Source organism: Ligilactobacillus salivarius, assembly GCF_035231985.1.
GTDB lineage: Bacteria > Bacillota > Bacilli > Lactobacillales > Lactobacillaceae > Ligilactobacillus > Ligilactobacillus salivarius.
Genome location: NZ_CP117983.1, coordinates 1,527,751 through 1,544,512 on the forward strand (window position 1 = coordinate 1,527,751; position 16,762 = coordinate 1,544,512).

General features: G+C 34.1%; 16 protein-coding genes. 5 read left to right on the top strand and 11 right to left on the bottom strand.

Annotated features, from left to right (window positions below; translation table 11 throughout):
- Window positions 1-41: 41 nt before the first annotated feature.
- The 4 genes from PTA89_RS07545 to PTA89_RS07560 all read right to left on the bottom strand — a co-directional run bounded on the left by PTA89_RS07545 (window position 42) and on the right by PTA89_RS07560 (window position 4,147).
- A complete protein-coding gene (locus tag PTA89_RS07545) occupies window positions 42-989 on the bottom strand; it encodes a zinc ribbon domain-containing protein (RefSeq protein ID WP_223687555.1) in 948 nt (315 codons plus the stop codon).
- Between the two features lie 134 nt (window positions 990-1,123).
- Window positions 1,124-1,810 (bottom strand): 2,3-diphosphoglycerate-dependent phosphoglycerate mutase, encoded by a 687-nt coding sequence (locus tag PTA89_RS07550; RefSeq protein ID WP_003701203.1) that lies wholly within the window; start codon window positions 1,808-1,810, stop codon window positions 1,124-1,126.
- Between the two features lie 93 nt (window positions 1,811-1,903).
- The gene (locus tag PTA89_RS07555; protein ID WP_324177127.1) at window positions 1,904-3,091 is read right to left on the bottom strand and encodes a MalY/PatB family protein; all 1,188 of its coding nucleotides are present in this window, start codon (window positions 3,089-3,091) and stop codon (window positions 1,904-1,906) included.
- The gene (locus tag PTA89_RS07560) at window positions 3,092-4,147 is read right to left on the bottom strand and encodes an AI-2E family transporter (protein ID WP_003701199.1); all 1,056 of its coding nucleotides are present in this window, start codon (window positions 4,145-4,147) and stop codon (window positions 3,092-3,094) included.
- Between the two features lie 110 nt (window positions 4,148-4,257).
- Here PTA89_RS07560 and PTA89_RS07565 point away from each other — a divergent pair, with 110 nt between their 5' ends.
- Window positions 4,258-5,190, top strand: coding sequence for a DMT family transporter (locus PTA89_RS07565; protein ID WP_081512715.1), 933 nt, complete (start codon window positions 4,258-4,260; stop codon window positions 5,188-5,190).
- A gap of 199 nt (window positions 5,191-5,389) precedes the next feature.
- Here PTA89_RS07565 and PTA89_RS07570 read toward each other — a convergent pair whose 3' ends face one another.
- From PTA89_RS07570 to PTA89_RS07585, 4 genes are all read right to left on the bottom strand, one after another.
- Window positions 5,390-6,031, bottom strand: a complete 642-nt coding sequence (locus PTA89_RS07570) for an HAD family hydrolase (protein ID WP_099459523.1) — start codon at window positions 6,029-6,031, stop codon at window positions 5,390-5,392.
- A gap of 82 nt (window positions 6,032-6,113) precedes the next feature.
- Window positions 6,114-7,166: an aldose epimerase family protein gene (locus PTA89_RS07575; protein ID WP_201897014.1), complete on the bottom strand. Its 1,053-nt coding sequence runs from the start codon at window positions 7,164-7,166 to the stop codon at window positions 6,114-6,116.
- A gap of 131 nt (window positions 7,167-7,297) precedes the next feature.
- Window positions 7,298-7,861, bottom strand: coding sequence for an NADPH-dependent FMN reductase (locus tag PTA89_RS07580; protein ID WP_201897015.1), 564 nt, complete (start codon window positions 7,859-7,861; stop codon window positions 7,298-7,300).
- A 1-nt stretch (window position 7,862) separates the two neighbouring features.
- Window positions 7,863-8,927 (bottom strand): LLM class flavin-dependent oxidoreductase, encoded by a 1,065-nt coding sequence (locus PTA89_RS07585; protein WP_180376442.1) that lies wholly within the window; start codon window positions 8,925-8,927, stop codon window positions 7,863-7,865.
- 143 nt (window positions 8,928-9,070) lie between these two features.
- Between PTA89_RS07585 and PTA89_RS07590 the strand changes: the two genes are divergently transcribed.
- Window positions 9,071-9,403 carry a winged helix-turn-helix transcriptional regulator gene (locus tag PTA89_RS07590; RefSeq protein WP_003703410.1) on the top strand — a complete coding sequence of 111 codons (333 nt, stop codon included), beginning with the start codon at window positions 9,071-9,073 and terminating at the stop codon, window positions 9,401-9,403.
- A gap of 34 nt (window positions 9,404-9,437) precedes the next feature.
- Here PTA89_RS07590 and galE read toward each other — a convergent pair whose 3' ends face one another.
- Window positions 9,438-10,430, bottom strand: coding sequence for a UDP-glucose 4-epimerase GalE (galE, locus tag PTA89_RS07595; protein ID WP_003703422.1), 993 nt, complete (start codon window positions 10,428-10,430; stop codon window positions 9,438-9,440).
- Window positions 10,431-10,625: 195 nt separating this feature from the next.
- A complete protein-coding gene (locus PTA89_RS07600; protein WP_003705405.1) occupies window positions 10,626-11,777 on the bottom strand; it encodes an RNA-guided endonuclease InsQ/TnpB family protein in 1,152 nt (383 codons plus the stop codon).
- Window positions 11,778-12,141: 364 nt separating this feature from the next.
- Between PTA89_RS07600 and PTA89_RS07605 the strand changes: the two genes are divergently transcribed.
- Window positions 12,142-12,867: a GntR family transcriptional regulator gene (locus PTA89_RS07605; protein ID WP_101897669.1), complete on the top strand. Its 726-nt coding sequence runs from the start codon at window positions 12,142-12,144 to the stop codon at window positions 12,865-12,867.
- Between the two features lie 159 nt (window positions 12,868-13,026).
- The gene (locus PTA89_RS07610) at window positions 13,027-15,387 is read left to right on the top strand and encodes a phosphoketolase family protein (protein ID WP_081538256.1); all 2,361 of its coding nucleotides are present in this window, start codon (window positions 13,027-13,029) and stop codon (window positions 15,385-15,387) included.
- Between the two features lie 59 nt (window positions 15,388-15,446).
- Here PTA89_RS07610 and PTA89_RS07615 read toward each other — a convergent pair whose 3' ends face one another.
- A complete protein-coding gene (locus tag PTA89_RS07615; RefSeq protein ID WP_081512725.1) occupies window positions 15,447-15,995 on the bottom strand; it encodes a cysteine hydrolase family protein in 549 nt (182 codons plus the stop codon).
- Window positions 15,996-16,137: 142 nt separating this feature from the next.
- On the opposite strand from PTA89_RS07615, the gene PTA89_RS07620 reads away from it, so the two are divergent.
- Entirely contained in the window at window positions 16,138-16,728 is a 591-nt protein-coding gene (locus PTA89_RS07620) for a histidine phosphatase family protein (protein ID WP_011476385.1), read from the top strand.
- The last annotated feature ends 34 nt before the right edge of the window (window positions 16,729-16,762 follow it).

Below are 16,762 nucleotides of genomic sequence, written 5' to 3' on the forward strand. Positions count from 1 at the left end.
AGCATGATAGCTATTTTACTAGACATTTAAAGGTATTATGTTCATTCTCCGTTAACAACTGTATTATTAGCTATTTCATTAACTTTATCTACAAGATGATGACTATTAATATAATCTACAATTTCATCTTGAGTAGTCGCACTTATCCTACTAAAACCCGGTGTATCTTTAACTTGAGAATAGAAGTAAACTTCTCTATTCCTTCCTAATTTGTATCCACAAGAACTGTCCATTTGTCCTGGTGCTAATTCATATAGAATTGGTGTTTCATCAGCTTCAGTTTCATCATCATTTAGTTTAACTAAACTAACATATAACTGCGAATTCTTTAAAGAAAGCTCATAATTACCCTTAAATAAAGGAACATCTGCTTTTAAAGCCCCATATACTAAAATTGAAGCTGCATTCTGTTTATTAGTTAAAGTTGATACTGATAATTTTTCTGAATTATCTGATATTTCCTTTTCTGAACTAGAAGAACTTTCAGAATAACTATTTGAATTTGAGCTTGAACTCTTCTCACTACTATTGGATTTGTCTTTTTGTACAACAGTCGAATTGCTATTCCTTGAATTTTCAGTTTGTCTGTTAGACTTAAAATATCTCAAGCTAACTGCTCCTATAACAATTACAATGATTATTGCTACTGTAACAACAATATTTCTTAAGTTATTAGATTTAGAATTTCCTTGTGATCTTCTTAAATTTTTAGACTTTATTCTTGAAACATCTTTTTGCTTTTTGTTTGTATTATCTATTTTTGGTAACTCTTCATATGTATTATCAATATTATTATCAGATATAGTATCACTTGATTGTACTCCTGATAATTTACTTCCACAATTCTCACAAAAAGAAGCTTCTACTGAGTTCGGAAAACCACAATTTTGACATACTACCTTTTTACTTTCTGATAGTTTATTACCACAATTTTCACAAAAAATTGCATCTTTAGAATTCACAGTTCCACATTTATTGCATTTTTTCATAATATATTCTCCCCCTTTTATTACAATTATATAACTAAATTATATAACTTCTTTTTCTAAACTGAAATAACTTCTATACAACAAAAAAACCACCCTCAAAATGAGAGTGGTCTATATCATAAAGAAAATCTATCTTAAAGCTTTTCTTTGTTTACAATGTTCAACTTGTCATCCAAGTCGTAAACAACTGGTTGACCTGTTGCCATTTCAACGTTCATGATGTCTTCATCAGAGATTTGTTCGATGTACTTAGTTAAAGCACGTAATGAGTTACCGTGTGCAGCAACGATTACGTTCTTACCAGCCAATAAGTCTGGTGCAATGTGGTCTTCCCAGAAAGGAATTACACGTTCCAAAGTAACTTTCAAGTTTTCGCCACCAGGAATGATACGTGGGTCTAAGTCAGCATAACGACGATCGTTTGCTGCAGAACCTTCATCATCTGCACTCAATAATGGAGGTAATACATCGTAAGAACGACGCCAGATGTGAACTTGTTCGTCACCATACTTTTCAGCAGCGTCTGCTTTGTTCTTACCTTGTAATGCACCGTAGTGACGTTCGTTTAAACGCCATGTCTTCATTTCTGGAATCCATAATTGGCCAGATTCTTCCAAAGCAAAGTGTAAAGTCTTGATAGCACGAGTTAAAACAGATGTGTAAGCTTGGTCAAATTCGATACCAGCTTCTTTTAACTTACGACCTGCTTCCTTAGCTTCTTCAACACCTTTTTCACTCAAGTTAACGTCTTCCCAACCTGTGAAAAGGTTCTTTAAGTTCCATTCACTTTGTCCGTGACGGATAAATACTAATTTTGGCATAGTAATGTAAACCTCTTTCTTAAAATAATATTTACAAGCCTAATTTTACACTGAAAATGAAAAAATTGGTAGTTATTTCATGTAAAACTTTACTTAATTTTCTGATTTTAAAGCATTTACTAATGCAGATACTGCTTTTTTGATATTTTCAGGTGTAGTAGCAAGGTTTACTCGGATATGGCCTTTACCACTTTCACCGAACCAATCACCAAAATCAACTGCTAATTTAGCTTGTTTCTTAACTAACTTTTCAACTTTATCAGCTGGAACAAGTGCTGATAAATCAATCCACATGAGATATGTTCCTTCTAGATCACTAACTTTAATTTCAGGGAATGCTTTAGTTAATTCATCGCGCACATAAACAAAGTTATCTCTAATTACTTCGATCATGTTGTCTAGCCATTCTGCACCTTCACGATATGCAGCTTCTGCAGCTACACGACCTAATAGACTGCCTTGAGGAGCGCTTAAACGACCCACTACTTCATCATATAAATCGCGAATTTGAGGATTAGGAATAACTACATGACTATTTAATAATGATGCCATATTAAATGTCTTAGAAGGTGCATCTACCATTACTAAGTTATCACGGTAGAAACCATCTTTAATTGATAACATAGATGTGAACTTCTCATCTCCAATAATTAAGTCATGGTGGATTTCATCAGCAATAACTCTTACTTTTTCATCGTGGCAGATTGCTAGTAATTTTTCCAATTCATCTTCAGACCAAACTCTACCAACTGGATTATGTGGACTGCAGAAAATTAGTAACTTAACATTGTTTTCTTGCATCTTCTTTTGGATATCTCCGTAATCCATTTCGTAATGTCCATCATGATTTACCAATTCAGAAATTACTAATTTACGATTGTTATTTTCAATTACTCGCATGAATGGGTAATATACTGGTTGTAAAACCATGATCGCTTCACCCGGAACTGTTAAGGTTTCAATCAAAGTACTTAATGATTGCACTACCCCTGTACCAAATCTCATCCAATCCTTATGCAATTCAATTCCATAACGTTCCTTTTGCCAGTTAAAGTATGCTTCATAATAGCTATCTGGCACTAAAGAATATCCAAAAGCACCGTGTTCAACACGTTCAACCAATGCTTTTCGTGCTGCTTCAGGAACTTTGAATTCTGTATCTGCTACCCATAAAGGTAAAAGATCAGTTTCGCCGAATTGAGATTCTAAGCCATCCCATTTAGATGAGTTAGTGTTACGACGTTCAACTGCGTATTTCTTGATAAATTCTTCTTTTTCCATCTATTTTACCTTCTCTCTGAATTTCTTTAGTCTTTCTCTGCGAATGTGGTCGCTTTTAACCCCTAAAATATCCAAAAGGAATGTAAATACTGGGATACCAACAATTAATCCCCACATTCCAAATAAATGTTCAGACACATATAGTACAACAAATGTGTAGAAAATTGGTAATTCTGTTCTGCTTGACATTAACTTAGGATTTAACACATATGCTTCTAAAGCATGAACCACGCAAAGCATAATAATGATGTAAATAATATACTTTACCCCACCAACAGTGTAACCAATTAACATCATCGGAATTGCTGAAATAATAACCCCAGCAACTGGAATCATACTCATGAAGAATATTAATAACGCTAAACTGAACAATTGAGGCATCTTCATACATGCTAAAATCGTCGTTGTAATTGCCGTATTAATTAAAGCAATAATAAATTGAGTTTCTAATACAACTCCAAAACTATTAACAAAAATCTTAGCAAAGTAGTAAACGTCATTAAAGAACCATGAATATGGACCCTTTAAAAATGATTTTGAAAACTTAAACAAATCATCTTTATCAATTGTAAAGAAAAAGCTTAGTAATAACGCCATAATAAACGTCATTCCCATCGTTCCAATATTCGCCAAATACTTAACGATAATTGACATACCACCACGCATTTGCTTCATAATATCGGATTGACTAATATACTGTGTGACCATATTAATCACATCATTTGTTCCCTTAGGTGGATGATTGTAGAACTTAACAATGTAATTTACCAAATTTTCCGTTTGTATAACTAATTTTGGTAGGTAGATAGTTATTGCTAAGTAAATACCACCTATCATCAACAAATAAACAATGATGACAATTAATTTAGAAGGAATATCTATTTTCTTTCTAATTGCATCATTTAAACTAATAACTAGAAACGAAAAAATAAAGGTTAGTAAGATTAAACTCATCATACTTCGAGCTAGATACAGCACTCCTACTAAAAATAGTAAAACTGTAAATCGCCTTAACCGTTCGTTTCCTAAAAAACGTTGCCACAGCGTCAAAAACATCACTTCCCTAGCATAATACCTTTATTTTACAATTTTAGTTCAATAATGTCTTTAATTTTCCTCTAATTTTACCTATAATCGATAAAGTATGTTTTTTAGGTGGTGAAATTTTGCAAACAAGAACACATTTAAAAGGAGTTATTTATGCTAGTTTAGCTGGTATTTTCTGGGGAATGGCTGGAATTGCTTCTGAATATCTATTTCAAGATCAACACGTTTCAGTTTATTGGATGATGGGTGTAAAAATGAGTTTGTCGGCATTAACTTTACTGGGATTGGCTTACTATCTTGATGGTAAGAAAATTTTTCTGGTCTTTAAAAGTTTCAAGGATATTTTGGGAATTGTCTTATTTTCCATTTTAGGTTTGGCAGGAGTACAATTTACTTATTCAATGACTGTTAATTACAGTAATGCAACTGTCGCAACTATCATCCAAACTTTAGGGATTCTTCCTGTTATCTTTTATTCAGCTATTATTTTTAAACAATTACCTGGTAGAAAACAATGGATTGCAACTATTACTGCTCTTATTGGTGCTTGGTTATTAGTTACTAAAGGTTCTTTTAATCAACTTGCGATCTCAAAAGAAGCAATTATCTGGGGAATTTTTCTGATGCTAACTCAAGCCGGAAATTCTGTTTTGCCAGTTGATCTTTTACGCCGACATAATCCTACTACTATCAGTGCTTGGGCGATGTTAGTTGGTGGTATTGTCTTTGAATTTATTCATCCAGTATGGAAGTCTGTTCCTAAATTTACGCCTGCAGTTACTTTAAATATGCTTTTCTTGATTTTTATCGGAACTGCTTTATCTTACTACCTTTTTGTAAAAAGTCTGCATCTAATTAGTGCTACTGAAGCAACTCTATTGGACACTTTCGAGCCTTTAACTGCTGCTTTACTAGATTTTCTTATCTTTAAAATGCAGTTTAACTGGGCTGAAATTTTGGGTAGTTTGCTAGTTATTAGTACTGTCTTCATCTTGGCTGTTGGGTCAGAAGAAAATGAAAACAGCGATCCTCAAAAAGAACCGCTGAAATAGCCTTTTTTAATGCACTTAATTGGCATATCATGCATACTTATTAAAGAGAATAAAGATTATGAAGTTGTACATTGGGTCTAACCAACCTAATAGTCAAGCAGCGTTGTAGAATTGAGGGCGGTTCAAATACCGCTCTTTTTTATTTTTCATATCAAAAAAACGTTGGCACATACCAACGCTTTTATTAATCTTTTTATCCTTAGATTTCTAGTAACTTTTCTACTTTTTCTAACAAATAATCCGGTTCTTCATTTTTCAATAATTCAATATCATAAGTGTCCCAAGCACAGCCACATGTTTTAACTTCAGCAGCTTTACCCATTTGTAAATCATACTTAGCATCGCCAATCATAACTGTCTTTGTCTTATCTAGATCATGTCTATCAGCAAGTATATTTATACCATCTGGAGCTGGCTTGTAGTTTTCTACTTGATCAGATCCAATTGTGTCTGTAAACAAATCTGCTATCCCCAAGTTTTCCAAATTTCGATTTAAGGAAACTGAGTTCTTGCTTGATACTACAAATAAACGTTTTCCATCCTCAACTAATTGCATCAAAGTTTCTTTCATACCTGGGAAAAGTTGTGTAATTTCAAGCTCTAGCTCACTGTAGTATTGTCTAAATATCGCAAAAACTTCTTCCCATTCAGTATCATTTAACTCACGATTAGATATTTTAGGGAAGAATATTTCAATGGGCACACCCATATAATATCTAACTGATTCTGCAGTTGGCTTCTCTAATCCATAATCAACAAAAGCTTTTTGAACTGCGATAATTCCAGTTTCACCAGAATCAGCAATTGTACCGTCAAAGTCAAATAAATAATTTTCTAACATAACTCACCTCAAGAAAAAAGCCAGTAATAATACTGACTTTTTGTTTATTATAATCTTAACGAAAGATCTATTTTAGTTCAAATTAATTTTTATCGTTAGAATATGTGTATTTAATGTGGTAGGAACGCTTTGCTCCACGTGGTAATACAATATCTCCAAATGTTTCTTGATTAATTGCATCTGGTAAAGTTTGAGCTTCTAAAGCTACCCCTTCTTGTTTCTTAGCAGGGCGTCCATTATCACGTTTGAAATGAACATCTGGCAAATCATCATTCATTGTATACATGATCAAACTGTTACGATCTGAATCAATTGTTACTGTATTTCCAGATTGAGTATCACGTAAAACAGCGATTGGTTCCACAGCCTTACCTGGTCCATTTACAATAAATGCATCATCAAAGCCACCTTTTTCATTTTGTTGGATAGCTTCGTATAAATTAGCACCCTTAGTAAAATCATAAGCTGTACCTTCGCCATGACGAATGCGGCCTGTTGGAATTAGTTTCTCATCTAATTCTAGATATCCATCACTATTGATTTTAAGCTCATGACTAGCCAAGTCAGAACGATTACTCAAGTTAAAGTAAACGTGGTTAGTTGGGTTAAATAGTGTATCTACCTTATCGTCTCCAAGTGCATTAAAGGAAATTGTTACGTTATTACTATTGTCTAAAGTATAGATAACAGTTACTAAAATATCTCCTGGAAATCCATCAACTGCACTTAAAACTTGTTTTTGGAAAATTACACTAATGCTGTTACGATTAGCAGAAGTTGTAAAGCTCCAGTTATAAGTATTAAATCCATGAGGACCACCGTGCAAAGTATTACCGTTTTCATTTTGTGGTAAAGTTACTTGTTCCCCATTAATTTCGCACTTACCATTCTTAATTCGACCTGCAACACGACCAATTACTTGATTAGTGCATAAACCATTGCTGTAGTATTCAGCTACTGTGTTATAGTTTAAAATCAAGTTTTGTTTTGTACCGTCTGCAGCTGGTACTAAGAATTCGTGCCATAAAGCTCCCATTGTCAAACATGAAATTGCTACTCCATTATCGTTTGTCAATGTAATTTTGTTTACCTTTTCACCGTTCAGTTCACCAAAACGTTCTGCTGAGATGTCCATCAAAATCTTCCTCCAATTATTTCAATTTATATAATCATTGTACACTAATTCACGACTATTTTGTAGACCGTTTTCAAAACCTGCTCTAATAAAAAAGAAGAATGGAATTCCATCCACTCTTCTCGGTAACTCTAGAATAATGCATCTTCTTGTTTCTTTCGAAGTTCTTTAAAAGTTTCAACCATGATTAAAGTATCTTCAACTAATTTATCCAGTCTAAAGTTAATATCAGCATTGATGATTTCTTGTCTGAACAAATCTTGTCCTTCAATAAAGACAATTTCTGGTAAAACTTGTGCCTTCATATATGACAAAATTGGCTTAAGTTGCATCTCAGCTACTAGATAATGCTTAGCAGAACCAGCAGTAACCACAATTGAAACCACTTTGTCACGTAAGGCTTTTTCTGGCAGTAAGTCAAAAATATTTTTCACTGATCCAGGAATTGAAGCTTGGAAAATCGGCGTTCCAATTATTAGGGCATCTGCCTCCATAATCTTAGTAGTAACTTTTAAAGTATCTCCTTGATATTCGGTATAATTACGTCCATCGCTAAATTGAATATCTTTTTCACCTAAATCTATCAAGTCAAATTCAACCTCTGGAAAATCTTTATTCATCTTTTCTGCTACATATTTCATGGCAGTTAAAGTCTTTTTCCCAATTACAGCTCCGGAAATTGCTACAACTTTCATGTTACTTCCCCTTTGTATACTTTTTAACTTCTGGTAAAATCTTTGTTCCAATAATTTCGATATTCTTCATAACTTTTTCAAACGGCATTCCACCAAAATCAATTTGTGCTAAATATCTTTGATGTCCTAGTTCTTCGTATTGATAAATCATTTTTTCGATAATTTGTTGTGGACTTCCCACCAACATTACATCATTCATGTCTGCGCCATTAGCAAATAAACGTTTATGGTAACCTGTACCATTTGCCAACTTCATTCCTTGATCTACATAAGGGTAAAGTTCTCTTAAAGCTGTCTTGGTATCATCAGCTGCATAGAAAAATCCTGTTGTCGCTACTGGGAAATCACTTGGATTATAGCTCTTCATCTTCAAACTTTGACGATAAGCATCGATTGAACGCTTGAAGATTGGTAATGGACCACCTAATAAAGTGATTGTCATTGGTACACCTTGTAATCCAGCTTTAATTGCACTTTCAGCTGGTCCACCTACTGCACGCCAAATTGGTAGCTTATCATTCAATGGTCTTGGTAAAACTTCTGCGTCTTTTAATGGTGCTCGGAAATTACCTTCCCAGTTAACGCGATGATTTTCGTTAATTTTGAGCAGTAATTCAAACTTTTCTTCAAATAATTCTTCGTAGTCATTCACATTGTAGCCCAATAAATCGAATAATCCTAAACGTGAAGCACGTCCACCAATAATTTCAGCACGTCCATTTGATAGTAAGTCTAGTGTCGCAAAATTTTCATAAATTCTAACAGGATCAGATGTTGAAACAATTGTTGCAGATGAACCAATCTTGATCTTTTCAGTAGCTTGGGCAACTGCTCCTAAAATAACAGCATGAGCTTGTCCAACAAAGTATTTTTGGTGACTTTCACCTACACTGAAGAAATCTAATCCTGCTTCTTCAGCTAATTTTGCTTCAGCAACAATTTGATCAATTCTTTCTTTAGCTGAAATACGTTTGCCTGTAAGGGCATTAGGCATGTGATCTCCTAGTGAATATAAGCCAAATTCTAGTCCATTTTCTTTATTTATACGATAATCTTCCATTGCCATTGTTAAAACCTCTTTTCTATCTCACTTACTTTATGTAAGTTATTCTACTAGGATTTTTTCTTTTGTGAAGAGGTTTCATTTTAATAACTAGGTAACTTAAAGTATACTTTTAGATGGATACTGAGATATTGCGAGGTATATTTATGAAGATTGATCCACAATTTTGCCGTGTTGATGATGGTTTGGATACTATTTTGGGTAAATGGAAAATACCAATCATCTTATATCTATTAAAAAATCAGACTATGCGTTTCTCAGACTTGCAAAAGGTTCTTCCTGAAATTTCAAAGAAAATGTTATCTAAGAATCTCAAAGAACTTGAAGAAGATGATTTAATTACTAGAACAGTCTACCCTACTGTCCCACCTAAAGTTGAATATAGTCTTACTGAACATGGAAAAGAACTTGAAGATATCATTGATAGTCTTCATAAATGGGGTTTACGTCATCAACAACACTTATCAAAAAAAGCTTGAAACTCGTTTTTAGAGTCTCAAGCTTTCTTTATTTTTAGTCGTTATATCCTTGTGGATGAGTTGTATGCCACTTCCAAGCAGTTTCGATAATCTTGTGAATGTCATCAAATTCTGGTTTCCATCCTAGAACTTTGCGTGCTTTTTCTGAAGCAGCAATCAATGTATCAGGATCTCCACCACGACGAGCTGCGATTTCAGCTGGAATTTCTTTACCAGTTACTTCACGAGCAGCCTTTACGATTTCCAAGTTAGAGAAACCTGTTGAAGAACCTAAGTTAAAGGCACTTGATTCGTTACCATTACGTAAATAATCTACTGCTAAAATGTGTGCATCTGCTAAATCAAATGGATGTACGTAGTCACGGACATTAGTTCCATCTGGAGTGTTGTAATCATCGCCAAAAATTTGTAACTTTTCACGTTCACCCATTGCTACTTGCAACACGATTGGTAATAAGTGTGTTTCTGGATGATGATCTTCACCAATAGATCCATCTGGTTTTGCACCAGCCACATTGAAGTAACGTAAAGCAACAAACTTAATTCCATAAGCTTCATCTGCCCAACGCATAATTTTTTCCATCATCAACTTACTTTCACCGTATGGGTTAATTGGAAGTTGTGGATCATCTTCATAGATTGGCATTTTTTCAGGAATACCATATGTAGCAGCTGTGGATGAAAAGACGATATACTTGATATCAAACTCATTCATAACTTCAAGAAGTTTAACCATACCTGCTGTATTGTTATCAAAATACTTCAAAGGATCTTTCATAGATTCTGCAACTAATGAGAATGCTGCAAAGTGAATTACTGCATCGATATCTGGATTTTCAGTGAAAACTTTACGCATGAAATCCTTATCTGCTAAATCCCCTTGATAAAATTTTGCTTCTTTACGTACCGCAGCTAAATGACCTGTAACCAAGCTATCAACTACGACAACGTCTTTACCCGCTTCAACTAAGCGATCTACGGTGTGGGAACCAATGTATCCAGCACCACCTAAAACTAATACTGACATAACTTTCCTGCTATATAAAATGTGGAATAATATAGAACAATATTTATTAGTTCTACATCATTAGAAAGAAATATAGCTTTCCCTTTCCTAATTTTATTTACTACCGTCAACACCAGTATTCCCATATCCTAACAAGAGGGTAACGACATTGACTGGCTCTGATAGCATAAGGGTGTAGCCCACCCTAAAAATATTTTAATCTAATAAAGCTAAAAGATTTTTAACTGCATTTTCATCTCTATCCATTTCAAAACCACATGCATAACAAATATATTCGTTATGCTTAGTTTTATATTTTTGGTTACCATCAAGACCAATTTTATCTTCGCCAGTCTTAATATGATCACAATTAGAACATCTTTGTGTGCTTGGATAATATTTATCAGCTAACTTCAAGTATCGACTATACCATTCAGCTTTATAAGTCAATACTTGTCTAAAATACCCAAATAATGACCTCTGTAAGCCTTTAGAAGCAACGTGCGTCATCTGCATTTTCTTTACATCTAAATCTTCAATTGCAATCTTGTCGTAATCACTCACTAGTTTGGTCGTAAATTTATGAATAATATCATGTTGGATATTAGCTACTTTACGATAATCACGTTGTAACTTGGCTCTCGTTTTAACGTAATTATGTGATTGAGTAGCTTTTCTTCCATTGACAATACGTTTCCTGGCTAACTGACGTTGATAATACTTAATTCGTTTATATAGTTTCTTTAAATGATTAGGCAGAGTATTAACTTTACCTTCGGTATAATTAAAATGACCGACATTAATATCAACCGCTGTTTTATTGCTAGTTTTATTTTTCTTAGCTATTTCAACTTCGAAAGGTAAACTAGCCCAATACTTACCATTTTCACGGTAAACAGAAACCACTTTTAAATCACCAGCTAAGCTCTTAGCACCTTTAAACTTAATATCGTACCAAGTTTTCCCACGAGGCTTGTCTAGCCTTAGTTTCCCATTAATAATTTTGGCTCTATCGGTTTTAAAGCCCTGTCTAGAAGCTTTTTTAGATTTAAATTTAGGCTTTCCCCAATCTGGCATAGCTTTATTAAAAAAGTTGCTCCAAGCTTTGCCTAAATCAGAAATCGCTAATTGTAAACAACGAGCTGATAATTGATACTGCCAATCCTCTTTATTAGCCACTAACTCATCTCGAACCTTACGTTTACTAGGTTTTAACTTTTTATCATCTAAAACCAGGGAACTATCATACATATCATTCCATAAAGCTAAACCTCGATTCCAACAATATCTACGATAATCACATAAATCATCAATAACCTTTTTCATAGTTTGATTTGGATAAAGTCTTACTTTTTGAACTCGGATCACTATTTTCACCACTTTTCATAATTAGAATTACTTCAATTAATATTTTATCAATAATTTCAGACTAATCCAAGATGAAAATAGAACTTTAGTTCGCTATATAATTAAACTTCTTAATACAGTAAATTTCTTAAAAAACTTTGTTTGTATAATATTCACTCCACATTATTATTTCTAATGAAATTTTATACCATTAAATTCTACATTATTTTATATACTAGTAACAGTTACTTACCTCCTAAAATTACTTATCTCTTATTTTACCACCTTCTTTTGTTACTGTGTGTCACCACTTGTCGTTTTTTTACAATTGTGCTTTACTTTATTGTATAAGACTTGTTTTTTTATGATAGAAAGTGGGGAGAAAATGGCTGAATTAGTCTATAAAAATATTATCAGTGATTTAAAAGAAAAAATATTTGCTGGTAAGTTTACTGATATGAAACTACCAGATGAACGTTCATTAGCTGAACAATACAATGTTAGTCGTAGTTCGGTCAAACGTGCTCTTAGCAAAATGTCCAATGAGGGTATTATTTTTAAAAAGCGTGGATCAGGTACTTTTATTAATCCCTTGTACTTAAAAAATGAATCTATTTTTAATTATGAGGAAGGATCTAACTTAGGGATTTCCGATAATTTCAGATTAAAAGGAAAGAAACCTCAAACCAAAATTTTAGATTTCCAAGTAATCAAACCAACTTCAGAGTTACAAAGAGATTTATTCTTATCCCCTGAAGATTTTGTGTATAAAATTATCCGTCTTCGTCTTTTTGAAGATGAACCTTTTATGATTGAAACAGGATATATTCCTATTAAAATCTTACCTAAACTTAGTCGTACTCAGCTTGAAAGTTCAATCTTTGCTTACATTCAATCTGAACTTAACCAAACTGCCAGCAAATCATTCATGTCAATTTATGCTGAACCTTCAACTTCAGAAGATCAAAATTTACTCAAACTTAAAGAAAATGAACCTGTCAGTGTGATGGAAGGTATCTTCTTTTTAGATAACGGTACTCCATTTGAATTTTCACAAATGCGACTACATTTTAAATACCTTAAATTTAATACTTTTATCAACCTAGATTAACTCTCGTGTTTTGCACTGAGAGTTTTTTTCTTAACGTTTTTTTAAATTGGTACGTTCCAATTTCAAAAATGGTTGACATTTGATAAAAAAGCGTTATTATTTACTTGTAAAGTTAATTATTAAAGAAAAAACAGATTTATTAATTAGGAGGGTACACTCATGACAGATTATTCATCCCAAGAATACTTAGATAAATTAGATGCTTATTGGCGTGCTGCTAACTATGTTTCAGTTGGTCAATTATACTTAAAAGATAATCCTTTACTTCGTCGTCCTTTAAAGGCAGAAGACGTTAAGGTTAAACCAATTGGTCACTGGGGAACTATCGCTGGCCAAAACTTCATTTATGCCCATTTGAACCGTGTCATCAACAAATATGACTTGAATATGTTCTACGTTGAAGGCCCAGGTCATGGTGGTCAAGTTATGGTTTCTAACTCATATCTTGATGGTTCTTACTCTGAAATTTATCCTGAAATTTCTCAAGATGAACAAGGTATGAAACGTCTATTTAAACGTTTCTCCTTCCCAGGTGGTGTTGCATCACATGCTGCTCCTGAAACACCAGGTTCTATTCATGAAGGTGGCGAATTAGGTTACTCTATTTCTCACTCTGTTGGTGCAGTTTTAGATAATCCTGATTTGATTGTGGCTGCAGTTGTTGGTGATGGTGAAGCTGAAACTGGTCCATTAGCTGCTTCATGGCAATCTAACAAATTTATCAACCCTATTCATGATGGTGCTGTCCTACCAATTTTAGATCTTAATGGATTTAAGATTTCTAACCCTACTATCCTTTCTCGTGAAAGTGATGAAACTTTGACTAAGTACTTTGAAGGTATGGGTTGGCATCCAATCTTTGTTGAAGGCGATGATCCTAAGTTGATGCATCCTGCAATGGCTAAAGCAATGGATGAAGCAATTGAAGAAATCAAGGCTATTCAAAAGAATGCTCGTGAAAATAACGATCCTAGTCTTCCAGCATGGCCTGTTATTATCTTCCGTGCCCCTAAAGGTTGGACTGGTCCTAAAGAATGGGATGGCGAACCAATTGAAAATTCATTTCGTGCCCATCAAATTCCAATTCCTGTTGATCAAAATGATATGCAACATGCTGATGCTTTGGTTGACTGGCTTGAAAGTTATAAACCTGAAGAATTGTTCGATGAAAATGGTAAGTTGAAAGCTGAAATTGCTGAAATTACACCTAAGGGCGACAAGCGTATGGCTGCTAACCCTCACACTAACCCTGGTAAATTAATCAGAGAAGTTATCAAACCTGATTTCCGTGATTTTGCTGTTGATACATCTGTTCCAGGTAAAGAAGTTGCTCAAGATATGACTGTTTTAGGTAAATACCTTGAAAAAGTACTTTCTGATAACCGTCATAACTATCGTGTTTTTGGTCCTGACGAAACAATGTCTAACCGTTTAGCACCTATCTTTGACGTAACTAAGCGTCAATGGTTAGCTGAAATTAAGGAACCTAACGATCAATACTTAGCTCCATCAGGTCAAGTTATTGATTCTCAATTATCAGAACATCAAGCTGAAGGTTTCTTAGAAGGATATGTTTTGACTGGTCGTCATGGTTTCTTTGCAAGTTATGAATCATTCTTGCGTGTAGTTGACTCTATGTTGACACAACACTTCAAGTGGTTACGTAAAGCAACTGAACAACCTTGGCGTACATCAATTCCATCATTGAATGTTATTGCTACATCTACTGTATTCCAACAAGATCACAATGGTTACACACACCAAGATCCTGGTATTTTAGGTCACTTAGCTGATAAGAAACCTGAATATATTCGTGAATACTTACCTGCAGATGCTAACTCATTATTGGCTGTATTCGACAAGACTATTAATGATCGCGATAAGATTAACTTGATTGTTGCTTCTAAGCACCCACGTCAACAATTCTACTCAGCTGCAGAAGCTAAGGAATTAGTTGATAAAGGTTTGAAGATTATTGATTGGGCTTCAACTGATAAGAATGCTGAACCAGACGTAGTTATCGCTGCTGCTGGTACAGAACCAAACTTAGAAGCTTTAGCTGCAATTTCTATCTTGCATGAAAAATTACCTGACTTGAAGATTCGCTTCATCAATGTTGTTGATATCTTGAAGTTACGTAGTCCTAAGGTAGATCCTCGTGGCTTAAGCGATGATGAATTTGATGCTTACTTTACAAAAGACAAGCCCGTTATCTTTGCTTTCCATGGTTATGAAGGCCTATTGCGTGACATCTTCTACTACCGTCACAATCATAACGTTGCTTTCCACGGCTATCGTGAAAATGGTGATATCACAACTCCATTCGATATGCGTGTGCTAAGCCAAATGGATCGCTTCGATCTTGTAAAATCTGTTGCACTTTCTCTTCCAGATGCTGACAAGTATGGTCAACTTGTTGCTGAAATGGATGCTAAAGTTGCTAAGCATCATCAATACATTCGTGATGAAGGTACTGATTTACCAGAAGTTGAAAACTGGGAATGGAAACCTCTTGATTAATAAATCAATTGAATAATTAAAAAGAGTCAAGATTAATTTCTCGGCTCTTCTTTTGTATTCTATTCAACTTTTGCTCCTAAACTATTCTTAAAATGTTCTAGAGCCCATTCTTGTCCATTATCTGTAAAAGTAGCTACTCCATCTTTTAGAATTGTTAATTGATAATTCAAATTGTAGCCACCAATTGCTGTATGTAAGACACAAATATCGGTACAAACTCCTACTAAATATAGATCTTTAATTCCTCTTTCACGCAAGAAATTATCTAGATTAGTATTTTGAAAGGCAGAGTAGCGATTCTTCGCAAATTGATATACCTTTCCGTCTGCTTGATGTTCTTGATACCATTCATCTAATTTTCCATACAACTTTTGTCCCCAAGTCCCTGCTATATTATGTGGTGGGAACAATTTATGTTCTGGGTGAAATACGTCATTTTCAAAATGTGTATCTGTTGGTAGAATTACATAATCACCATTGCTATAAAAATCTTGAGCTGTTTTAACAATGTAGTCTTCCAACTCTTGAGCCGGCTTACCACAAGTTAAAGCTCCCTTATCATCCACGAAATCATTAGTATAATCAATAATCAACAATGCCTTTGTCATTTATACCACTCTTTTCTTCGACTAGTTGTCTTTTCTACCTACTGTATCACTTTTAAATAATTTAGCAATATTAATTTTATTTTCTTGAATTAATTTTTGAAAACCTTTAAACTAAAGAAAATTATGCTAGAGGTGTGCAATTATGACAACATTTTATATTATCCGTCACGGACAAAGTGAAGCCAATGCTAAGGGAATTCTTCAAGGTAGCCAAATTGACACTCCACTAACTGAACTTGGACGCTCTCAAGCTCAAGTTACACTTTCCAAACTTGGAACTGACAATTTTGACGCTATCTATGCTAGTCCGCTTTTACGAGCTGCTCAAACTGCCACTATTATCGGTGGTAGTGATAAAACTATTACTTTTGATCCTCGCCTAAAAGAATATGATTATGGCACTTGGGACGGAGAAATCGAAGCTGATATTTGGCAAAAATATCCCCAATATTTCGATGAACATCACAATCTGCTCCCTAATTCTTGGGTGGATTCAAAAGGTGATACATATTTAGAAGTAAAATCACGTTTAGAATCTTTCTTCGATGAAGTTATCGCTCGACATCCTGATGACTCTGTACTAGTTGTTAGCCATGGTTTCACCATCAAATTAATCTTAGATTATATTCTCAATATCGGTAATCTAGTTAATATTAGCGAACCTACAAATGCTGGTATTACTAAGGTTAAAATGACTAAAGATACTAAAACTGTTATTTACTTCAATCGCTAAAAAATAAGGTACCATCTCCTTTTTTTCTAGGAAA

Bases quoted from the DNA above. Each gene is read 5' to 3' on its own strand.
- PTA89_RS07605 (WP_101897669.1), top strand. From the start codon at position 12,142: ATGGCTGAATTAGTCTATAAAAATATTATCAGTGATTTAAAAGAAAAA.
- galE (WP_003703422.1), bottom strand. From the start codon at position 10,430: ATGTCAGTATTAGTTTTAGGTGGTGCTGGATACATTGGTTCCCACACC.
- PTA89_RS07615 (WP_081512725.1), bottom strand. From the start codon at position 15,995: ATGACAAAGGCATTGTTGATTATTGATTATACTAATGATTTCGTGGAT.
- PTA89_RS07590 (WP_003703410.1), top strand. From the start codon at position 9,071: ATGAAGATTGATCCACAATTTTGCCGTGTTGATGATGGTTTGGATACT.
- PTA89_RS07620 (WP_011476385.1), top strand. From the start codon at position 16,138: ATGACAACATTTTATATTATCCGTCACGGACAAAGTGAAGCCAATGCT.
- PTA89_RS07560 (WP_003701199.1), bottom strand. From the start codon at position 4,147: ATGTTTTTGACGCTGTGGCAACGTTTTTTAGGAAACGAACGGTTAAGG.
- PTA89_RS07570 (WP_099459523.1), bottom strand. From the start codon at position 6,031: ATGTTAGAAAATTATTTATTTGACTTTGACGGTACAATTGCTGATTCT.
- PTA89_RS07610 (WP_081538256.1), top strand. From the start codon at position 13,027: ATGACAGATTATTCATCCCAAGAATACTTAGATAAATTAGATGCTTAT.
- PTA89_RS07545 (WP_223687555.1), bottom strand. From the start codon at position 989: ATGAAAAAATGCAATAAATGTGGAACTGTGAATTCTAAAGATGCAATT.
- PTA89_RS07555 (WP_324177127.1), bottom strand. From the start codon at position 3,091: ATGGAAAAAGAAGAATTTATCAAGAAATACGCAGTTGAACGTCGTAAC.
- PTA89_RS07550 (WP_003701203.1), bottom strand. From the start codon at position 1,810: ATGCCAAAATTAGTATTTATCCGTCACGGACAAAGTGAATGGAACTTA.
- PTA89_RS07585 (WP_180376442.1), bottom strand. From the start codon at position 8,927: ATGGCAATGGAAGATTATCGTATAAATAAAGAAAATGGACTAGAATTT.
- PTA89_RS07580 (WP_201897015.1), bottom strand. From the start codon at position 7,861: ATGAAAGTTGTAGCAATTTCCGGAGCTGTAATTGGGAAAAAGACTTTA.
- PTA89_RS07575 (WP_201897014.1), bottom strand. From the start codon at position 7,166: ATGGACATCTCAGCAGAACGTTTTGGTGAACTGAACGGTGAAAAGGTA.